The 20,182-nt window shown below is 63.8% G+C and carries 20 protein-coding genes; 11 read left to right on the forward strand and 9 right to left on the reverse strand.

What is annotated here, in order from left to right; genetic code table 11:
- From FJV83_RS37535 to FJV83_RS10495, 7 genes are all read right to left on the reverse strand, one after another.
- Complete coding sequence (locus FJV83_RS37535; RefSeq protein ID WP_095787673.1) at positions 1 to 1,368, reverse strand: xanthine dehydrogenase family protein molybdopterin-binding subunit; 1,368 nt, start codon at positions 1,366 to 1,368, stop codon at positions 1 to 3.
- 10 nt (positions 1,369 to 1,378) lie between these two features.
- Positions 1,379 to 1,861, reverse strand: coding sequence for a (2Fe-2S)-binding protein (locus FJV83_RS10470; protein WP_095773848.1), 483 nt, complete (start codon positions 1,859 to 1,861; stop codon positions 1,379 to 1,381).
- Positions 1,862 to 1,921: 60 nt separating this feature from the next.
- Positions 1,922 to 2,716: an FAD binding domain-containing protein gene (locus FJV83_RS10475; protein ID WP_142887150.1), complete on the reverse strand. Its 795-nt coding sequence runs from the start codon at positions 2,714 to 2,716 to the stop codon at positions 1,922 to 1,924.
- Between the two features lie 26 nt (positions 2,717 to 2,742).
- Complete coding sequence (locus FJV83_RS10480; protein ID WP_095773850.1) at positions 2,743 to 3,186, reverse strand: SRPBCC family protein; 444 nt, start codon at positions 3,184 to 3,186, stop codon at positions 2,743 to 2,745.
- A gap of 107 nt (positions 3,187 to 3,293) precedes the next feature.
- On the reverse strand, positions 3,294 to 4,121 hold the full coding sequence (locus FJV83_RS10485; RefSeq protein WP_142887149.1) for an AraC family transcriptional regulator: 828 nt from the start codon (positions 4,119 to 4,121) through the stop codon (positions 3,294 to 3,296).
- Positions 4,122 to 4,328: 207 nt separating this feature from the next.
- On the reverse strand, positions 4,329 to 5,327 hold the full coding sequence (locus FJV83_RS10490) for an ABC transporter permease (RefSeq protein WP_095773852.1): 999 nt from the start codon (positions 5,325 to 5,327) through the stop codon (positions 4,329 to 4,331).
- Between the two features lie 61 nt (positions 5,328 to 5,388).
- The gene (locus FJV83_RS10495) at positions 5,389 to 6,132 is read right to left on the reverse strand and encodes an ATP-binding cassette domain-containing protein (protein ID WP_027047043.1); all 744 of its coding nucleotides are present in this window, start codon (positions 6,130 to 6,132) and stop codon (positions 5,389 to 5,391) included.
- A gap of 440 nt (positions 6,133 to 6,572) precedes the next feature.
- Between FJV83_RS10495 and FJV83_RS10500 the strand changes: the two genes are divergently transcribed.
- Together FJV83_RS10500 and FJV83_RS10505 are read left to right on the forward strand one after the other, a co-directional pair.
- On the forward strand, positions 6,573 to 7,562 hold the full coding sequence (locus FJV83_RS10500) for a sugar-binding protein (protein ID WP_095773853.1): 990 nt from the start codon (positions 6,573 to 6,575) through the stop codon (positions 7,560 to 7,562).
- A 185-nt stretch (positions 7,563 to 7,747) separates the two neighbouring features.
- Positions 7,748 to 8,530: a FadR/GntR family transcriptional regulator gene (locus tag FJV83_RS10505; protein ID WP_142887148.1), complete on the forward strand. Its 783-nt coding sequence runs from the start codon at positions 7,748 to 7,750 to the stop codon at positions 8,528 to 8,530.
- Positions 8,531 to 8,635: 105 nt separating this feature from the next.
- Here the strand turns inward: FJV83_RS10505 and FJV83_RS10510 are convergent, their stop codons facing one another.
- Positions 8,636 to 9,574: an NAD(P)-dependent oxidoreductase gene (locus FJV83_RS10510; protein WP_095773855.1), complete on the reverse strand. Its 939-nt coding sequence runs from the start codon at positions 9,572 to 9,574 to the stop codon at positions 8,636 to 8,638.
- Between the two features lie 118 nt (positions 9,575 to 9,692).
- Here FJV83_RS10510 and FJV83_RS10515 point away from each other — a divergent pair, with 118 nt between their 5' ends.
- Together FJV83_RS10515 and FJV83_RS10520 are read left to right on the forward strand one after the other, a co-directional pair.
- Entirely contained in the window at positions 9,693 to 10,583 is an 891-nt protein-coding gene (locus tag FJV83_RS10515; protein WP_142887147.1) for an NAD(P)-dependent oxidoreductase, read from the forward strand.
- Between the two features lie 107 nt (positions 10,584 to 10,690).
- On the forward strand, positions 10,691 to 11,467 hold the full coding sequence (locus tag FJV83_RS10520) for a FadR/GntR family transcriptional regulator (protein WP_095774025.1): 777 nt from the start codon (positions 10,691 to 10,693) through the stop codon (positions 11,465 to 11,467).
- 88 nt (positions 11,468 to 11,555) lie between these two features.
- On the opposite strand, the gene FJV83_RS10525 is transcribed toward FJV83_RS10520, so the two are convergent.
- On the reverse strand, positions 11,556 to 11,846 hold the full coding sequence (locus FJV83_RS10525) for a DUF3175 domain-containing protein (protein ID WP_179296478.1): 291 nt from the start codon (positions 11,844 to 11,846) through the stop codon (positions 11,556 to 11,558).
- Positions 11,847 to 12,024: 178 nt separating this feature from the next.
- On the opposite strand from FJV83_RS10525, the gene FJV83_RS10530 reads away from it, so the two are divergent.
- The 7 genes from FJV83_RS10530 (at position 12,025) to FJV83_RS10560 (ending at position 20,112) form a co-directional block, all read left to right on the forward strand.
- Positions 12,025 to 13,254, forward strand: a complete 1,230-nt coding sequence (locus tag FJV83_RS10530; protein WP_142887146.1) for an MFS transporter — start codon at positions 12,025 to 12,027, stop codon at positions 13,252 to 13,254.
- 140 nt (positions 13,255 to 13,394) lie between these two features.
- Positions 13,395 to 14,423, forward strand: a complete 1,029-nt coding sequence (locus FJV83_RS10535; RefSeq protein ID WP_142887145.1) for a LacI family DNA-binding transcriptional regulator — start codon at positions 13,395 to 13,397, stop codon at positions 14,421 to 14,423.
- Between the two features lie 308 nt (positions 14,424 to 14,731).
- A complete protein-coding gene (locus tag FJV83_RS10540; RefSeq protein ID WP_095773858.1) occupies positions 14,732 to 15,859 on the forward strand; it encodes a sugar ABC transporter substrate-binding protein in 1,128 nt (375 codons plus the stop codon).
- Between the two features lie 80 nt (positions 15,860 to 15,939).
- Positions 15,940 to 17,487 (forward strand): sugar ABC transporter ATP-binding protein, encoded by a 1,548-nt coding sequence (locus FJV83_RS10545; protein WP_095787681.1) that lies wholly within the window; start codon positions 15,940 to 15,942, stop codon positions 17,485 to 17,487.
- Complete coding sequence (locus tag FJV83_RS10550) at positions 17,484 to 18,464, forward strand: ABC transporter permease (protein ID WP_095773859.1); 981 nt, start codon at positions 17,484 to 17,486, stop codon at positions 18,462 to 18,464. The genes FJV83_RS10545 and FJV83_RS10550 overlap by 4 nt, the downstream gene beginning before the upstream one ends.
- The gene (locus FJV83_RS10555) at positions 18,461 to 19,447 is read left to right on the forward strand and encodes an ABC transporter permease (protein WP_095790759.1); all 987 of its coding nucleotides are present in this window, start codon (positions 18,461 to 18,463) and stop codon (positions 19,445 to 19,447) included. Before FJV83_RS10550 ends, FJV83_RS10555 begins: the two co-directional genes overlap by 4 nt.
- 116 nt (positions 19,448 to 19,563) lie before the next feature.
- A complete protein-coding gene (locus FJV83_RS10560) occupies positions 19,564 to 20,112 on the forward strand; it encodes a gluconokinase (RefSeq protein WP_095773861.1) in 549 nt (182 codons plus the stop codon).
- The last annotated feature ends 70 nt before the right edge of the window (positions 20,113 to 20,182 follow it).

The raw sequence follows: 20,182 nt of genomic DNA on the forward strand, positions 1-20,182 counted from the left end.
TCAGGCTCCCTTCCTGTAGGAGGACATCGCCATGAATTTCTCCGCCACCGGCCAGTTGGCGGCGCGCGAGGCTTCCTGCATGCACTCGATGAGCGCTGCCCCTTCCGTCGGCTGGCGATGCGCCTTCATGTCGCCGTCGCGATAGGCGTTGATGAAGCGGAATTCGAGCGGGTCCATGCCGATCAGCCGCGCCAGCTTGTCCATCTGCACCTCCAGCGCGAAGTCGCCGATGGTGACGCCGAAGCCGCGCATGGCCGACGACGGCGTGCGGTTGGTGTAGACGCAATAGGTGTCGATCCAGACATTGGGGATGGTGTAGGGGCCCGGATAGTGTCCGGCACCCTTCTGCGCGCCATAGGGCGAGTGGCGCGAATAGGCGCCGGCATCGGTGTAGCCGGTGACCTTTCGGGCGACGATACGGCCGTCCTTCATCACGCCGTCCTTGATGACGACCTTTTCGGCCGCGCGGGGCGAGGATATCTGCATTTCCTCCTCACGGCTGTAGACAAAGGAGACCGGCCGGCCCGTGAGCTTGGCGCCGAGGATGGCGATGGGCTCGACGATGACGTCGACCTTGCCGCCAAAACCGCCGCCGACCGTGCCGCCGACGAAATGCAGCTTGCTGCCCGGCATCTGCAGGATGATCGAGGTGTTGTCGAGGGTGAAGAACATCGCCTGCGTGTTGGTGTAGCAGGTGAAGCGGTCATTGCCTTCGGGCGCCACCACGCAGCCGGTGGTCTCGGTCGGCGCATGCTCGATCGGCGAGGATTGGTAGCTCTGCTCCAGGATATGGTCGGCGCCGGCAAAGCCCGCCTCGACATCGCCGAAACGCACCTTGCGGCACTCGCCGCTGTCATAGAGGTAATAGTTCTGGCCGTGATATTCGTTGACCAGCGGCGCGCCGGGCTTCAGCGCTTCCTCCATGTCGAAGACGGCCGGCAGCACTTCGTAGTCGATCTTGATCTTGGCTGCGGCCTCCTGCGCGGCGCGCTCGGTCTCGGCAAGCACCGCCACCACGGCCTCGCCCTTCCAGCGCACCTTGCCGTCGGCCAGCACCGTCTCGTCCTCAGGGCCGATCTGGATGAGGATCAGGATGGTGTAGACATTGTGCGGCACGTCCTTGGCGGTCAGTACCTTGACGACCCCCGGATGTTTCTCCGCCTCGGATGTGTCGATCGAGCGGATGCGGGCATGGTGGTGCGGGCTGCGCACCATCTTCAGGTGCAGCATGCCGGGAAAGCTGCGGTCTGCGAAAAAGGCGGTCTTGCCGGTGACATGGCCGGGCGAATCCGAACGCGGCCGGGGCTGGCCGATTTCGTGCAGATCGTCCTTGCGGACATCGGCGAAGTAGTTCTTGCGCAATTCCATCGTTGGTCCCTCAGGCCGCGTTCTGCGAATTGGCACGGGCCGCCGTGAGCACTGCCTGGATGATCGGCTCGTAGCCGGTGCAGCGGCAGATATTGCCGGACAGCGCCTCCACCACCTCGTCGCGGCTGGGGTTTGGCGTGTGGTCGAGCAGCACCTTGGCGGCCATGATCATGCCCGGCGTGCAGAAGCCGCATTGCGTGGCGAAGGTGTCGAGGAAGGCGCGCTGCAGCGGATGCAGCACGCCGCCTTCGGCGAGGCCCGATGTCGTGGTGATGGCAGCGCCATTGCAGGTTTCGGCCAAGGTCAGGCAGGACAGCCTGAGTTCGCCGTCGATGATGACCGAGCAGGCGCCGCATGTGCCTTGGTGGCAGCCGCCCTTCGGCGAGGTGTCGCCGATCTTGTCGCGCAGAGCGTTGAGCAGCGTCGTGCCGCTGTCGATGAATTCGGCTTTCTCGGAGCCGTTGAGCGTGAATTGAACCGGGATCTTCGCCATGTTTCCTCCTTGCGCGCCTGCCCGACGGATCGGACAGACGCGCGCCCCCCAACGGTGATTTCAGGCCAGCAGCAGCCGGCCGAGATGGACCGGCAGGACTTCAGCGCGGTACCATGCGCTGGCGATCGGATCGGTGACCGGCGCAATGCCCTCGGTGGCGGCGGCCAATGCTGCCGCGATGCCGTTCTGGTCGAGTTTCTTTCCCTCGAGCGCCTTTTCCGTCGCCTTGGCCCGCATTGGCCGGTCCGCCATGCAGCCAAGCGCGATCCGCGCCGAGGACACGGTGCCGTCGGCGGCCTGTTCCAGGACGGCCGCGATGCTGAGCACCGAAACGCCTTTGGGCTTGACCCGCGACACTTTCAGGAAACGGAAGCCATCGGCCTTTGGCAGTGTGAAACCGACTGACGTGACGATGGAGCGGCTGCCGTCCCGCGTGGCGAGAAAAGTCTCGATCGGCAATTCGCCATCCTCGGTGCCGACCATGGCGTCGAGCGCCAGCAAGGCCACGGCGAAATCACCATAGGGCGCCGGCGCGAACAGATTGCCGCCGACGGTCGCCATGTTGCGGATCGCCGGACCGCCGACGGCGCGCGCGGCCTTGGCAAGGATGGCGAGCTCGGGATGACGGGCGATCACCGCCATGGTCACCGATGCGCCGATGCGGACCTTGCGGTCGGCGACCGTGATGGCCGTGAGCGCCGGGTCGGTCGATCTGACAAGGCCGAAGACCAAAACATCGCCTTCATTGGCGGCGCGGACCACGAGTGTGCCGCCGCCGAGATAGCGGGTGCCGGGCGCCTTCAGCGCCGCATTGGCGTCCTTCACGGTCGGGAAAGTCTGGAGGGCAAGCGCCATGGAACGCTCCTGTTCTGAAGCCCAGTTCAGCTCTGGCCGGCAAAATGGCTCTTCAGTGCGTTGAAACCGCCCTGGAAGACGTTGGTCCCCATGCCGGCGGCGATCTTGTCGGCTTCTTCGGGGGCTGCATCGAAGCTGGCGGTCCATTCGGCATAGGTGCGGTCGCCATCGGTGACACGCCTGAGCTGCAGCGTCGCCTTGTGGTTGGTCAGCGGCTGCGGCGTTTCCAGGATGGAATAGCTGACGAGGAAGTTCTCATCGGAAAGGTCGAGCAGTTTTTCGCGCAGCCGCGCGCCGGTGATCAGCTCGAAATTGCGCACGCAGCCGATCGTCGAGGCGTCCTTGCCATCCTCGATATGGCTCTCGACCATGCGCGGATGCCAGCCCGGCAGGCCGTTGAAGTCGCGTATGCGCGACCAGACCTTTTCGACCGGCGCGTCGATGACGCTCGAGATGGTGACTTTTGCCATAGGACGTTCCCTTGCGAATGCGATAGTCGGGCAAGGGTAGGGCGGTGGCCTGGCTGACGCTTATCAATGCGTCTTGTGCGCGTATCAAGGAGTCTGAAAAAGCAGGCTCAGGCGGTTGCCCGCGCGGCCTCGCGATAAAGCGTCGGCGGCACGCCGACATGGTCGCGGAAAAAGCGCGAGAAATTGCCCTGCGTGGTGAAGCCGAGATTGCAGGCAACCGAGATCAGCGGCTCCTGCGACCATTGCAGCTGCCGCACGGCTTCCTCCATGCGCAGCGTGTTCCAGTAGACGTTGGGCGTCAGATTGGTCTGTTCCTTGAACAGGGCGAAGAAATGCGGCCGCGACAGGCCGACGCTGCGCGCCACATCGTCGAAGGAGATGCGTTCGCAGACATTGGCCTTCATCAGCTGGATGGCCTTGCGGACGCGGAAATCCTGCAGGGTGTTGATGCGGATGCGCGCCTCCTGCGGCGCCGACGCATCGGCGGCATCGAGCACCGAATCAATGAAGCGCTCGATCTCGTAATTGGCAACATCGTCGACGCTTTCATTGTCGGTCAGATGGTCGAGCAGGCTGGCGGCGGCCTGGTGCAGCCAGGGCTCCAGCGTGATCGCCGCCTGGGCAAACAGCGGCGCGGAGGAGGGCAGGTCGCGGCGACGGCGCGCCCAATCGGGATCGATGTAGAAGGCGAGGAACAAACCGGGCGTCCCGTTTTGCGACAGGACGTGGCTGTGCGGCTGGAAGGAATTGATGCCGGCGGCGGTGCAGGGACCGAGCCTTACCGTCTCGCGACCGATGGTCATCTCGCCGGCGGTGCCTTCGAGCCAGATGATGAGATGCGCCTCGACATGGGCATGGGTGACGAAGTCGCTTGCGACATTCAGGACAGAAACATGTCCGAACCGGCCCCAGTAGAGCCTGATCGCTTCCGTCATGGGTATATCCTCCCGCAGACGACTGGCCTCCCTTCGCCTGCCTGGAGATTGTGCTGCCGGTTGCCTGTTTCCGTCAAGACATAGGCTGTTGGCGGCAAACGGTGGTGGCTCGCTCCGGCTGATTTTCAGACTGAGCGATAGGAACCGGAACGAACAGCGCTTGGCAATGTCCTTCTCCCATGAGGGAGAAGGACAGGCACTTAAATGTCAGTCGTTGCGCCTGAAATTGCGGATGCGGTCGAACAGCACCGCCAGCAGGATGGCGCCGCCGATGAAGGTGCCTTGCCAGAAGGCATTGATGCCAAGCAGGCCAAGGCTGTTGCGGATGACCTCGATGAGGGCCGCGCCGACAATGGCGCCGAAGGCGGTGCCGACGCCGCCGGCCAGGTTGGCGCCGCCGATGACGGTGGCGGCGATGACCTGCAGCTCCATGCCGGTGCCGAGATTGGTGGTGACGGCGCCGAGCCATCCGGTCTGGATGATCCCGGCAATTCCCGCCGACAGCGCCGATATCATGTAGACGGCTACCTTGATCTGCTTCACTGGGACGCCGGTCAGCGTTGCCGCGTGCTCGTTGCCGCCAATGGCGAAGATGTGCCGGCCGAACTTGGTCCAGCGCAGGATGAAGCCGGTGATCAGCGCCAAAAGGATCATGTAGAGCACCGGATTGGCGATGCCGAACACCCAGGCGCCGCCGCCGAGCGCCAGCAGCTTGTCATGGTCCGGCCCGAACTGGAAGACGACGGTGTTGTTGGAGGCGACCATGGCCAGGCTGCGGGCAATCGACAGCATGCCGAGCGTCACCACGAAAGGTGGAAAGCCGAGATAGGCGGTCAGGATGCCGTTGAAGGCACCGATGGCGAGCGCGGTGGCGATCGAGGCCAGGATGCCGATTTCGATCGAATAGCCGGCATGCATGGTGACGGCCAGCACCATCGACGACAGGCACAGTACCGAGCCGACCGACAGATCGATGCCGCCGGTGATGATGACGAAGGTCATGCCGAGCGCGACGATGGCGACGAAGGTGATGTTGCGGGTGATGTTGTAGAGGTTCTTCGAGGTTGCGAAAGCGTCGGTGGCGAACGACAGGAAGATGCAGGCGAGGATGACGGCGATCACCACCCAGAAGGTCTGGGTGGAGAACAGCCGCGACAGGAAAGTGTGCTGCTTCTGCGCGATCGTCTGATCAAGGGTGACTGCCATTATCGACCTTTCCTGCCGGCGGCGATGCACGCCAGCCTGGTGAAATCCGGATTAGCCGCGCTCACGAGACCTGCTCGATGGCGCCAGTGATGAGCCCGGTGACCTCCTCGGGCGAGCTCGACGCGATTGCCTTGTCGGCGACCTTGCGTCCGCGCCGCATGACGATGACGCGGTCGGCGACGTCGAACACGTCGGGCATGCGGTGGCTGATCAGCACCACCGCTATGCCCTGGTCGCGCAGATGGCGGATCAGGTTGAGCACTTCGGCGACTTGCCTGACCGAGATCGCCGCCGTCGGTTCGTCCATCAGCACGATCTTGGCCTGCGACAGCATTGTGCGGGCGATCGCAACCGCCTGGCGCTGGCCGCCCGACATCTGCTTGACGAGATCGCGCGGGCGGGTCTCGGACTTCAGCTCGGCGAAGAGTTGGCCGGCGCGCTTGTACATCGCGGCATAGTCGAGGATGCGGAATGGACCGACGCCGCGCCGCAACTCGCGGCCGAGATAGACATTGGCGGCCGCTGTCAGATTGTTGCAGAGCGCAAGATCCTGGTGGACGATCTCGATGCCGTGCTGGCGGGCTTCCGCCGGCTTGTTCAGGATCAATTCCTTGTCGTCCATGCGCATGGTGCCATGGCTCGGATGGAAATTGCCGGCGATCATCTTGACCAGCGTCGACTTGCCGGCGCCATTGTCGCCCATCAGGCCGACGACCTGGCCGGGTTCGATCGACAGCGACACGTCGTTGACAGCCTGGATGGCGCCAAAATGCTTCGAGATGTTGGTGAGTTCGAGAACCGCCACCAGCCTGTTGCCTCCCATGTCTTGCTGCATGCCTTTTCCAGGTCGCAGCTCCGATATCGTGCTCCCCATTCCTCCCGGAAGCAACGATCTTCGGCATTTACGCGAATGCCCGCACGGGCGTCAATTGTCGAAATGGGCTATTTGTCAGACGAATAGCGACATGGGCCTCTGAAAAATCCGTTTTGTAGGACAAATAGCAATTGACGTTGGCGCCGCGCCGTTATTAGTTGACGGTCGGAGAAAGATATCCGGTCCCAAACCATTGTTGCGGCGGGACCGGTGGGAGGTTATCGGCCGTTCCGGCATGTTGGCGGTCCGGTCGCATCTGAAAATGCTTATCGGCCTTGCACGGCGGCACGAGCGTTGGCTCTGCCATCTCGCATCAGGTCGATTTGTATGGCGGGCACGCCGTGTCCGTCTGTTTCCAAGGGAGGACTGACATGAGGAAAACAGTATTGCTCGCCGCCGTCGCCGCCATGGCGCTGGGCGCCGGGCCGGCTTTGGCCAAGAAGCAGCTCGTCATCGTGGTGAAAGGTCTCGACAATCCATTCTTCGAAGCCATCCATCAGGGCTGCGAGAAATGGAACAAGGAGAACGCGAGTTCGGAATATGCGTGCTTCTACACCGGTCCGGCGTCGACTTCCGACGAGGCTGGCGAGGCACAGATCGTCCAGGATATGCTGAGCAAGCCCGACACGGTGGCGATGGCGATTTCGCCGTCCAACGCGCCGCTGATCGCGCAGACGATCAAGAGCGCCAATCCGTCGATCCCGATCATGACCGTCGACGCCGACCTTGCCAAGGAAGATGCAGCCCTTCGCAAGACCTATCTCGGCACCGACAACTATCTGATGGGCAAGAAGATCGGCGAGTACATCAAGAAGGCCAAGCCGAATGGCGGCACGATCTGCACGATCGAAGGCAATCCGGCTGCCGACAACATCCTGCGCCGCGCACAAGGCATGCGCGACGCTCTGACGGGCAAGGAAGGTCTCGCGACACTTGCCGGTGAAGGCGGATGGACGGAAGTCGCCGGCTGCCCGGTGTTCACCAACGACGACGGCGCCAAGGGCGTTCAGGCGATGACGGACATCCTCGCCGCCAACCCCAAGCTCGACGCCTTCGGCATCATGGGCGGTTGGCCGCTGTTCGGCGCGCCGCAGCCTTATCGTGACCTGGTTGGACCGCTGAAGGACCGGCTGGCCAAGAACGACTTCGTCATCGGCGCCGCCGACACGATCGGCGACGAAGTGGCGATCGCCAAGGACGGCCTGGTCACCGCGCTGGTCGGCCAGCGGCCCTTTGAAATGGGCTACAAGGCGCCGTCGGTGATGATCGACCTGATCACGGGCAAGAAGGTCGACGATCCGGTCTTCACCGGCCTCGATGAGTGCACCAAGGACACGGTCGACACCTGCATCCAGAAATAGGGCTTGCGCCCCGGGGCCCCCGCCTGCCGGGCGCCCCGTCAATTCCTGAGCGAGACGCCGTGGCAAGGGGCAACAGGCTCCGGCCTCGACGCGTCCGTGGTTTGGATTTTTCGGTGACGGGATCGGCGCGCCACAGGGTTCGGAGTATCTCCGGGCGACAGGCGGTCGACCGTATTGGAACGTGGATGCCCCAGGACAAGGCAAAGAAGCAAGCCAGCCGGGCCAAGGCGCAAGCCAGCCGCGATTCGGCGGTCGTGCGCAGGGCGGATGCGGCGCACTTTCCCGGGTCCAGTGTTCATGCCTCGCTCGCCAGCGAGATTGGTCTGCGGATCGTGCGCGGCGACTATCCGCCCGGCAGCATCCTGCCCAACGAGGCCAAATGGGCCGAGACGTTCAACGTCAGCCGCTCGGCGGTGCGCGAGGCGATCAAAATGCTGATGGCCAAGAGTCTTTTGGCATCACGTCCCAAGATCGGCAGTTGGGTCGAACCGAAGGAGCGCTGGAACCTGCTCGACCGCGACGTGCTCGCCTGGTACGCGACCGCACCCGACCGCGAAACCTTCCTGCGCACCGTGCAGGAGTTCCGCCATATCATCGAACCGGAAGCATCCGCCTTTGCCGCCATGCGGCGCAGCGACGAGCAGATGGCCGAGATCAGCCTGGCCTGCCGCGAGATGGGCGAGGCTGCGAACCTGCCGGAACGCATCCGTGCCGACACGCGGTTCCACCTCGCCATCCTGCGGGCCTCGGGCAACGACCTTCTGGTGCCGCTCGGCGTGCTGATCGAGTCCGCGCTCGACCATCTCTTCGTCTTCACGACACGCCAGATCAGCGACCAGACCCGGGCGCAGAAACTGCACGAGGCGATCGAGAAGAACATCCGCCTGCAACGGCCGGCGGCGGCGCGCAATGCCGTGCACAAGCTGCTCGCCGACACCGATGAGGGGATCGGCAGCCGGCGGCGGTAGCCGTCCGGCCGTTAGAGCAATTCCAGGAAAAGTGTGAAACGGTTTTCCCGGGAAAAGCGCATAGCGCTTTCCCTGGGGAATTGCGTCAAACAAAGAGTTACAGCCTTAGATCGTCTGCTTCTTGCCATCCTTGGTCGGCATCAGATCGACGCCGTTGACCTTGCCGATATGGGTCGCCAGCATCGGCACGAACTGTTCGGCCGGGCCGGTGGCATGGGCGCCGGCGAAGGAGTTCTTGGTGGCGTTGCCGAGCGGGTTGGCGATGCCGGCGGCACCCGCCATCGATTCCAGATAGGTCAGGTCCTTGAAGGCGTTGGCGATGGTGAATTTGTGGGCGTCGCGGTCGCCTTCCAGTGTCCATCGCATGAAGGTCTGGTAGAAGCCGCAATCCATGCGGCCATTGCGGATGACGCTGTCGAAACGCGGTGGCGAGATGCCGACCTTTTCGGCCAGGGCCAGCGCCTCGGAATAGATGGCGGCGTAGCCCAGCGAGATGAAATTGTTGAGCAGCTTCATGCGGTGGCCATCGCCGGTGTCACCGATATGCACGATGCGGCCGGCCCAGGTCTCGATCACCGGCTTGACTCTTGCAAAGACGGCGTCGGGTGCGCCGACCATGGCGTCGAGCGTGCCTTCCCAGGCTTCTTTCGGCGTGCGACTCAGCGGCGCGTCGACAAAGTCGATGCCCAGCGCCTTGAGTTCGGCCGCAAGCGCCACGGTAGAGACTGGGTCCGAGGTCGAACAATCGACAACGACCGAGCCTTTTTTCAAGCCTTCCTTGAGGCCGCCGGGGCCTCGGATGATGGCCTCCACTTCGCGCGAACCGGTGACGCAGATGAAGACGATATCGGACGCCACTGCCACATCGTGCAAGGTCGACGCTTCCTTGGCGCCGCGGCCAAGAAGGTCCTCTGCCGGCTTGCGGTTCTTGCGGCCAAGGAATGTCAGGGGATAGCCCTTGTCGACGATGTTCTTGGCAATGCCGTGCCCCATCAGGCCAAGGCCGATGAAGCCGATCTTTTCGCGCGCGGTGGTGGTGTTCATGTCGTCGTCCTATTCCGGATTATCGATAATTGCGCCGCTGTTTTAGCCATATGCGGTTGCAGAAAGCAATATTGTCTGACAATAGACGGCAATTCCAGAGCCTGTCATGGAGACCAGAATGACGAAGCGGATCATGTTCACCGGCGGCAGCGGCAAGGCTGGGCGTCATGTCGTGCAATATCTTGTCGAACAGGGCTGTCAGGTGCTCAACATCGACACCAAGCCGCTCGACAATCCCAAGGTGCGCACGCTGATCACCGACATCACCGATAGCGGGCAGGTGTTCAACGCGCTGTCGAGCTATATGGGATTGCACGAATTCGACCCGTCGCTGCGCCCGCAACCGGTGGATGCGGTGGTGCATTTCGCCGCCATCCCGCGCATCATGATCACGCCGGACAATGAAGTGTTCCGCATCAATGCGATGGGCACCTACAATGTCATCGAGGCCGCGGTGAAGCTCGGCATCCGCAAGGTGATCGTCGCCTCCTCGGAGACGACCTATGGCCTGGTGTTCGCCAACGAGCCGCGCGACCCCAAATATTTCCCGCTCGACGAGGAGTATGACGTCGACCCAATGGACAGCTATGCGCTGTCCAAGGTCGTCAACGAGAAGACGGCGCGAGCCTTCGCGCAGCGCAATGGCACCGACATCTATGCCTTGCGCATCGGCAATGTCATCGAGCCGCATGAATATTCGCTGTTCCCGAAATGGTTCGCCGATCCGGGTTTCCGCAAGCGCATCGCCTGGAGCTATGTCGACGCGCGCGATCTCGGCCAGATCACGCTGCGCGCCATCGAGAAGGACGAGCTCGGCTACCAGGTGTTCAACGCAGCCAATGACGACACTTCGTCCGACCTGCCGACGGCCGAACTTTTGCGGCGGTTTTATCCTGATGTGCCGGTCAAGGCCGAACTCGGCGAATACGAGACGCTGCTTTCCAATCGCAAGGCGCGCGACATGCTCGACTTCCGTCCGGAGCATAGCTGGCGCAAATATGTCAAATAGGCCGAACGGGGATAAAATCGCGGCTGGGTTGTGCATAGAAGCGGGCTTTGCGGCCCAGCGCCCGCGCCGCGCTTGACAGGTTCCGCAAACCGGCCTTTCTGAAGTCCATGCGGGACGCAAAGCCGAACAAGGAAAGAGCGCCGAAAAAGCCGGCATCCGCCGAGCGCCAGCCCGGCGTTCGCCGATCCGATGCGGCGCGCATTCCCGGCGCCAGCGTGCACACGTCGCTGGCCAGCGAAATTGGCCTGCGGATCGTGCGCGGCGACTACCCGCCCGGCACCATCCTGCCCAATGAGGCGAAATGGTCGGAAACCTTCAGCGTCAGCCGGTCGGCGGTGCGCGAGGCGATCAAGATGCTGATGGCCAAGAGCCTCTTGGCCTCGCGCCCCAAGATCGGCAGCTGGGTCGAGCCCAGGGAACGCTGGAACCTGCTCGACCGCGACGTGCTCGCCTGGTACGCGACGTCGCCCGACCGCGAGGTGTTCCTCAAGACGGTGCAGGAGTTCCGCCACATCATCGAACCGGAAGCCACCGCCTTCGCCGCCATGCGTCGGACCGACGAGCAGATGGCCGAGATCAGCCAGGCCTGCCGCGAGATGGGGGAGGCGGCCACCCTGCAGGAGCGCACGCGCGCCGATACGCGTTTTCACCTGGCCATCCTGCGGGCTTCCGGCAACGACCTCCTGGTGCCGCTCGGCGTGCTCATCGAGTCGGCATTCGACCATCTCTTCACCTTCACCACACGGGCGGTCGACGACCTCAATCACGTGCAGAAGCTGCATGAGGCGATCGAGAAGAACATCCGGCTGCAACGCCCGGACGCGGCGCGCGCCGCGGTGCGCAAGCTGCTCGCCAACACCGACAACGTGATCAAGTCGCGCTAGGTTGTTGATATTCAGGTGACGCCGGCCTGCGAGCGGCAGTTTTTCTCGGCTCGGCCTGACCTGAATCTCAACACACCCGAGGCCGGAGCTAATCTTCCTTCTCGCGCCCGAAGGCCACGCGCAGTTCGTCCTTGGCGCGCTCAAGCACTCGCCTGCGCGTGGCGGGCAGGTTCTTGCCGGCGCGGTTGATGTAGAAATTCAGCATCGACATGGCGGATTGGAAAGGTTCGGCCTTGCGGCGATGGCTGTGTTCGGCCGACCGTTTGAGCGAGGCGGCGATCTTCCTGGCATCGTCGGACTCGAAGACGTGATCCTCGAGATCCATGGCGTCGCTGTGCTCGGTCACCTCGGCCGACCATTTCTGCCTGGCAGCGGTCATGGCTGGGACTCCTTTGCGGCTTGATGATCGGAAAACTCCAGACATCGGCGTCGGTTCCCGCTTTCTTGTCCGCTCTGGAGCCACGGATTTGCCCGCCGTGGCGCTGCTGCGTCCCGAGAATGCGCCGATAGTGGCGCAAACGGCAGCCGGTTTTCGTAACCGTCGACAGGATACGCCTTTGACCCGAACCGACTTGAGCCGGCCGAGCCCCGGCATCGACAGTTCCTACGCCTGGATGCGCCTGGCCATCTCGATGGTGCTGGCGACGATCGGTGCGGTCGGCATGTGGGCCGTCGTGGTGGTGCTGCCTGCGGTGCAGGCCGAGTTCGGCGTCGACCGAGCCGCGGCATCCATGCCCTACACAGCGACCATGGTGGGCTTCGCCGCCGGCAATGTGCTGGTCGGCCGCGCCATCGATCGCATGGGCTATTGGATCCCGGCGCTGATTTCCTCCGTAGCACTCTCGGCCGGCCTCCTGCTTGCCGCACTTTCGACCTCGATCCTGCAATTCACCCTTGCCCAGGGTGTGCTGATCGGTGTCGGCACGTCAGTGATCTTCGGGCCGCTGATCGCCGACATCTCGCACTGGTTCAACCGCCGGCGCGGCGTCGCGGTAACGGCGGCGGCGGCCGGCAATTACCTCGCCGGTGCGCTCTGGCCGACCATCATGCCGACGCTGATCAAGGTGGAAGGCTGGCGCTTCACCTATGCGGCCATCGGCATCTTCTGCCTGGTCACCATGGTGCCGCTGGTGCTGATGCTGCGGCGCGGCGCTCCGGAGGCTGCCGCCGCCGGGTCGCCGGGAAGCCGGTCTGTGCAACCGATTCCAATGTCGCCGGCGGCGCTGCAGGCGCTGCTGGTTATCGCCGGCCTTGGCTGCTGCGTGGCGATGTCGATGCCGCAGGTGCACATCGTCGCCTATTGCATGGATCTTGGATACGGCATTGCGCATGGCGCCGACATGCTGTCGATCATGATGGCGGCGGGCGTCGTCAGCCGGCTTGCCTCGGGCTTCATTGCCGATCGTATCGGCGGCGCCAAGACCCTGGTCATCGGTTCGGTGCTGCAATGCCTGTCGCTGCTGTTCTATATTCCGTTCGACGGGCTCGCCTCGCTCTATGTCGTGTCGCTGGTGTTCGGCCTGTCGCAAGGCGGCATCGTGCCCTGCTATGCGATCATCGTGCGCGAATATCTGCCGGCCAAGGAGGCCGGCCAGCGTATCGGCATCGTCATGATGGCGACGATCTTCGGCATGGCGATCGGCGGCTGGATGTCGGGCTGGATCTACGACCTGACCGGCTCCTACGCCGTAGCCTTCCTCAATGGCATCGCCTGGAATTTGCTGAACATAGTGGCGATAGGGCTGTTCATGTGGAAGGCAAGGCACAGGGCCGTCATGGCAGCCTGAGGCGCGCCTCGGCTTGACAATGGGCAAGGGCTGCGCGACCCCAGAGGCCAAGGGTTGCGGCAACGGGCCGGTGAGATGGCGACAGCTCAGATGATCGTATTGCGGGCGCGCTTCGGCGCCCATATGCGCGGGCGGTGGCCTTGATCAAGCCGCGCGCGCGCCGGGGCGGCGGCCGCCCGACCATATCGGATGTCGCGCGCAAGGCCGGCGTCGGCGCCATCACAGTGTCGCGGGCGCTGCGCGAGCCGGAGCGCGTCAGCCAGGATCTGCGCCGCCAGATCCAGGCCGCCATCGACGAACTCGGCTATGTGCCGGACCCCAATGCGCGGGCGCTGGCTTCGGCGCGTGCCGAGGTGTTCGGCGTGCTGGTGCCGTCGCTCACCAACAACGTCTTCGCCGAGGTGGTGCGCGGCATCTATGACAGCCTGTCGGACAGTCCGTTCCGCATCCAGCTTGGCAATACCCACTATTCCGGGCTCGAGGAGGAGCGACTCTTGCAGCTGTTCGGCTCGCAGCGGCCGGCAGCATTGATCGTCGCCGGCATCGACCAGACGCCAACCTCGCGAAAACTTCTGGAGAATGCCGGCTGCCCGGTGGTGCAGGTGATGGAGACCGGGCCCGATCCCATCGACATGATGGTCGGCTTCTCGCATCTCGACGGCGGCAGGACGGCGACCGAGCACCTGATCGAGGTGGGGTATCGCCGCATCGGCTTCATCGGTGCGCGCATGGACCCGCGCTCGCAGCGACGCCTTGCCGGCTACCGCGCGGCGATGGAGAAGGCCGGACTGTTCGATCCGCGCCTGATCACCACCACGCCGGTGCTGTCCAGCGTGCCGCTCGGCCGCGAATTGTTCCGCGATGCCCTGGCCAAGATGCCGACGCTCGACGGCGTGTTCTGCAACAATGACGACATCGCGCTCGGCGTGCTGTTCGAGTGCCATCGCGCCGCGATCGATGTGCCCAAGACCATCGGCATTGTCGGTTTCAACGATCTCGACATGATGCAGGTGGCGTTTCCCTCGATCACCAGCATCCGCACCTACCGCTACGAAATCGGCAGGCGGGCCGTCGCCATGGCGCTGGCGGCGATCGCCGGTGACCGACCACAGGAGCGGGTCGTCGATCTCGGCTTCGAGCTCAAGCGCCGCGAGAGTACAGCCCGCTGAACCCGCTTTTTAGAAGGCGCTCAAATGGCGCTTTACACAACGCTATGGTAGCGCTACCATTTTTCAGAACGAGCCTCGCGTCCGAAGTGTTCCGCTTGTTTATTATACATAAGCAACAGCTCACGCTTGTTTATTATGTATAATATGATAGTTTTTCTTCGGTCGATGGGGACGGCAAAGGGGAGGTTGGCGCGAAGGTCGTTGGCACCTGACAGGCGTGACTGGGCAAGGCGGGAGGGCCTGCCGGAAACGCGGGAATTGCATAAAACTGAAGCAACAAATCAGAACTGCAATCGGGAGGATTATCGATGATCAAGTCACTCGTCGGTGGCATCGTTGCCGCCACTGCATTCGTAATGTTGAGCTCGTCGGCGATTGCCGCGGGTCCCGAAATCGTCAAGGGTCCGGCTGCCGAGCCTGACTGTTTCGCGCCCTGGGCAGCCGACACGCAATTCTTCAAGTTCCCCAAGAAGGCCGGGCCGTACCGCATCGCGCTGGCCAACGGCTATATCGCCAACACCTGGCGCATCCAGATGGTGCAGACCGCAAAGGCCTATGCGGCACAGAAGGACGTCGCCGCGAAGCTGAAGGAATTCAAGGTCGTCTCGACCGGTGAGGACGTGCCGGCGCAGATTTCGGCGATCAACAACTTCATCGATTCCGGTTATGACGCGATCGTCGTCAACGCGCAGAACCCGACCGCATTCGGGCCTGTGATCAAGCGCGCCAAGGAAGCCGGCGTCGTGCTGGTTGCCTTCGATAACATTCTCGACACCAAGGACGCCATCAACGTCAATGTCGACCAGAAGGGTCTTGGCGAATTATGGGGCAAATGGTTGATCTCCCATGTGCCGAATGGCGGCAAGATCCTCGAAGTGCGCGGCGTTGCCGGGACCTCGGTCGACACTGATCGCCACAACGGCATCCACGAGGTTCTCGATGCCTCCGGCAAGAAATGGGCCGTCACCGAGGTCGTCGGCAAGTGGGATGACGGCGTCGCGCAAAAAGCTTCGGCCGATGCGATCGCCACCAACGGCCCCTTCGACGGCGTTACCGGGCAGGGCGGCGACACCGGTATCGTGCAGGCGATGATCGATGCCAAGCATCCCTTCGTGCCGTTCGGCGGCGAGACCGAGAACGGCTTCCGCAAGTTCTGCGCGGCCCACGCGGCCGACGGGTTGAAATGCTCGTCAGCCGGTACCGGTCCGGCGCAGGTGGCGGTTGCCATCAAGACGGCGATCGCAGCGCTTGAAGGCAATGTCGTCCCGCAGTCGGTCAAGCTGCCGCTTGCCATCGTCGAGGATCCGAACTTCAAGGCAGGTCAGGATTTCTTCCCCGACCAATCCGATAATTTCTTCGTCGGCAATTCCTTCCCGACCTGCGGCATTAATTTCACCGCGCAGGAAATCATGGGCCAGACCAAGGCGGACCAGTAGCTGCAATCCCGGCGCCGTGGGATCTCCCGCGGCGCCGGTCACTTGATATGCTGATGATCAAAGCGCCCCGGGGAGGGCCGATGGACAGTGCGGTTCCGCTCTTCCGGATGGAAGGCATATCCAAGCGCTATGGTGGCGTGCGAGCTCTGGAAAAGGCGGAGCTTGTCGTCACATCCGGCAGCATCCACGCCATCCTTGGCGAAAACGGCGCCGGCAAGTCGACATTGATCAAGGTCATGGCCGGTGTCGTGGCGCCTGATGAGGGCCGCATGACGCTGGATGGCCGGGAGGTGACCTTCCTGTCACCGGCCGCCGCCAACCAGGCAGGCATCGTCTGCATCTTCCAGGAGCTGTCGCTGGTTCCAGATCTCAGCGTCGCCGACAACATCGTCATTTCCGATCCGCCCAAACGCTTCGGCATGATCGACCGCGGGGCACAGCGACGCATCGCCGAGGAGGCGCTGGCGCGAGCGGGCGCGGCCGACATCCATCCGCTGGCGCTGGTCAAGGATCTGCCGCTGTCGCGCCGGCAGATGGTCGAGATCGCCAAGGCGCTGGCCAGGAAGCCGCGCATTCTCATCCTCGACGAGGCGACCTCGGCGCTGACGGCGGCGGATGTCTCGAAGATTTTTGGCGTCCTGAAGCGGCTGCGCGCGGAAGGGCTGGCACTGCTCTACATCTCGCACCGCATGAACGAGATCGCCGAACTTGCCGATCAGTGCACGGTGTTCCGCAATGGCCGCAATGTCGCCAGCTACAAGGCCGGCTCCAAGAGCGACAATGAGGTGGTCGAATTGATGATCGGCCGCGAATACAGTCACATCTTCCCGCCCAAGCCGGCGGCCGTGCCGGCTACAGCCGCACCCAGGCTTGAAGCCCGCAAGCTCTCCTGGACCGACCGGCTGCACAACATCTCGCTGACCGTCAGGGCAGGCGAGGTGGTCGGCCTCGGCGGTCTCGACGGCCAGGGCCAGCGCGAATTGCTGCTAGCCTTCTTCGGTGTGCTGCGCGGCCTTTCCGGCGAGGTGCTGATCGACGGCAAGCCGGTGGCGATCAGCAGTCCCGCGGCGGCCCGCGAGGACCGTATCGGGATGGCGCTCATTCCTGAAGACCGCAAGACCGAAGGACTGATGCTGCCGATGACAGTGCGCGAGAACCTGTCCTTCGCCGCGCTCGACCGGCTGTCCAAAGGCGGCATCATCGACCGCGCCGCCGAGCAGCGGCTGATCGACGACATGGTCGGCCTGCTCGCGATCAAGACGGCGGGTCTCGATATCCCGGTCGGCGCGCTGTCGGGCGGCAACCAGCAGAAGGTGGTCATCGCCAAATGGCTGATGCGCCAGCCGCGCATCATCCTGCTCAACGATCCGACGCGCGGCATCGATGTCGGCACCAAGCAGGAGCTCTATCAGCTGATGCGCAAGCTGGCGGACGCCGGGGCCGCGATCCTGTTCTATTCGACCGACTATGACGAGCTGATCGGCTGCTGCGACCGCGTGCTGGTGCTCTATGACGGCGCGGTCAAGCGCGAACTGGTCGGCGCCGAGATCACCGAGCGGGCGCTGATTGCAAGCGCGCTCAACATCCATGGCGAGGAGAGCCCGGTGGGCCTGGGAGCAAGCGCGTGAAGGATTGGCGCTACTGGCTGGCGGAGCAGCGCGGAACGCTGCTGGCGCTCGGCATCTTCATCGTCATGTTCATCATCTACACCTCGAACCATCCGGCCGGCTTCACCGCCAATGTGGTCCAGACGGCGGCGAACAAGGGCGTGCTGCTCGCTTTCGTCGCCATGGCGCAGACGCTGGTGGTGATCACCGCCGGCATCGACCTATCCGTCGGCATGATCTTTCTCCTGACCAACTGCCTGGCCTCCTGGCTAGTGGTGGGCACGCCCATGCAGACGACGCTCGGCGTCATCGCCGTGCTGGCGGTCGGTCTTCTGTGCGGCGCCGTCAACGGCGCCATCGTCATCTACGGCCGGCTGCAGCCGATCGTCGCCACCATCGCCACCGGGGCCGTCTATTACGGCATCGGCCTTTTGCTGCGGCCCTTCCCGGGCGGCTCGGTCAATGAGGATCTGGCCGATGCGATGACCGGACGCGTCTTCGATGTGGTGCCGGCGAGCCTCGTCGTGCTGTTCGCCATCGTGTTGTTGATCTGGGTGCCGTTCAGCCGCTCGGTGCTTGGCCGCGCTGCCTACGCTGCAGGATCGTCGGAGACGGCGGCCTATATGTCGGGCGTGCCGATCAGGCGCGGCAAATTCGCCGCCTACACGCTGGCCGGGCTGCTGGCGGCGATCGGCGGGCTGTTCCTGACCTTCTTCACCTATACAGGCGATGCTGCCTATGCCAGCGGCAACGCCTACACGCTGTTTTCGATCGCCGCCGTGGTGTTGGGCGGCGTCTCGCTGTTCGGCGGCAAGGGCAGCGCCATCGGCGCCATCTTCGGCGCGCTGGCCTTCCGCACCATTGGCGATCTGTTGTTCGTGTTCGATTTCGATCCGCTCTGGCAGCCGCTGTTCCAGGGCGTTATCCTGCTGATCGCGGTCAGCCTCGGCGCCTTCGCCCTGTTTCGGGTCCGCAACCGGCTGGAGTGGTTCCTGTGAGCGAAACGACGCTTGGCGGCATTGCCGGCCGCATGCCGAAATTCATCCGCCGCGCCGATCCGGCGGTGCTGACTGCGTTCGCCTGCATCGTGCTGTTGCTGTTCCTCGGCAGCCTCTATTCCAGAAGCTTCCTGTCGCCTGAATATCTGCTGCAGCAATTGAAGGTGGCCTCGTTCCTCGGCGTCATCGCCACCGGCATGATGCTGGTCATCCTGCTCGGCCAGATCGACCTGTCGGTGCCATGGTCGGTTGCGGCGGGCGCGATGATGGCCTGCGCGGCGGCGGCCTACGGTCCGCTCGGCGTGGCGCTGGCCATTCCGTTCGGCATCTTCTGCGGCGTGCTGATCGGCATCGTCAACGGCATCGGCGTCGCCTATCTGCGCATTCCCTCGATGATCATCACGCTCGCCACCAACGCCGTCGCGCAAGGGCTGATGGTGGTCTACACCGGCGGCTTCTCGCCCCAGGATTCGGCCACGGGTGCGATGCGCTACCTCGCCACCGGCTTTGCCATTCCGGGCGTTCCCAACGCCGTCATCATCTGGGCGCTGATCGGGGCCGCGATGGTCTTCGTGCTGACCCGCACCGGCTTTGGCCGCACCGTCTACGGCATCGGCAACCGCGAGCGCGCCGCGTATCTCTCCGGCATTGACACAAGGCGCGTGGTGATGATCGCCTTCGCCGTCTCCGGCGGGCTGTCGGCCTTCGGCGGCGTGCTGCTGGCCGGCTATGCCTCGAAGGCGGCGCAGTCAATGGGCGATGCGTATTTGCTGCCATCGATCGCCGCCGTGGTGCTTGGCGGCACCTCGATCCTGGGCGGGCGCGGCTCCTATCTCGGCACCGTCGCCGGCGTCATCCTGATCACGCTGCTGCAATCCATCCTGTCGGTCATGCAGATGCCGGAGGCGGGGCGGCAGATCATCTATGGCGTCGTCATCGTCGCCATGCTGCTGCTCTACGGCCGCGCGCCGGCAAGCCGCTAGAGCCGGATGATTCCAGGCCGAATCGACCCGAAATCTGAATCCGCCTCTAAATCAAGGAGATAGAGCATGATGTCGTCCGAAAACCGCTTCACACTTTTCGGCATCATGCTCTAGCCGTGGACGAAGAAGCAGCACAGGCGCCGGCGGGCGTTCCCGGCGCGGCGCCCCCGGCCATCGTGGTGATGGGTGTCGCCGGTTGCGGCAAGTCGGCTGTCGGCATCGCGCTGGCGGCCGGACTGGATGCCGTCTTCATTGAAGGCGACAGGCTGCATCCGCCGGAGAATGTGGCGCGCATGGCAAGCGGGGAGCCGCTCACCGACCAGTTGCGCGAAGGCTGGCTCGACGCCATCGGCGAGCGCATCGCGACGTCGATCGGCGAAGGGCAGGGCGTGGTCGCGGCCTGCTCGGCGCTGAAGCGCAGCTACCGCGAGCGCCTGCGCGGTTTTTGCCCCGACCTCATCTTCCTCTATCTGGAGATCGACCCGGCGACGGCGAGGCAGCGGGTCGCCAGCCGCAAGGGCCATTTCATGCCGGCAAGCCTGGTCGACAGCCAGTTCGCCATCCTTGAGCCGCCGCGCAGCGATGAGCGGGCGCTGACGATCGACGCGACGCGTCCCGTCGCCGATGTCGTCGCGGACGCAATGCATCTGCTGGCCAATTCATGAGCCGGTACCCGTCGCCTGTCATGGCATCGCCATGGGCGATCATGGAATCTTACGATGACAAACGCCGCCC

It is taken from the genome of Mesorhizobium sp. WSM4307, assembly GCF_007003945.1.
GTDB lineage: Bacteria > Pseudomonadota > Alphaproteobacteria > Rhizobiales > Rhizobiaceae > Mesorhizobium.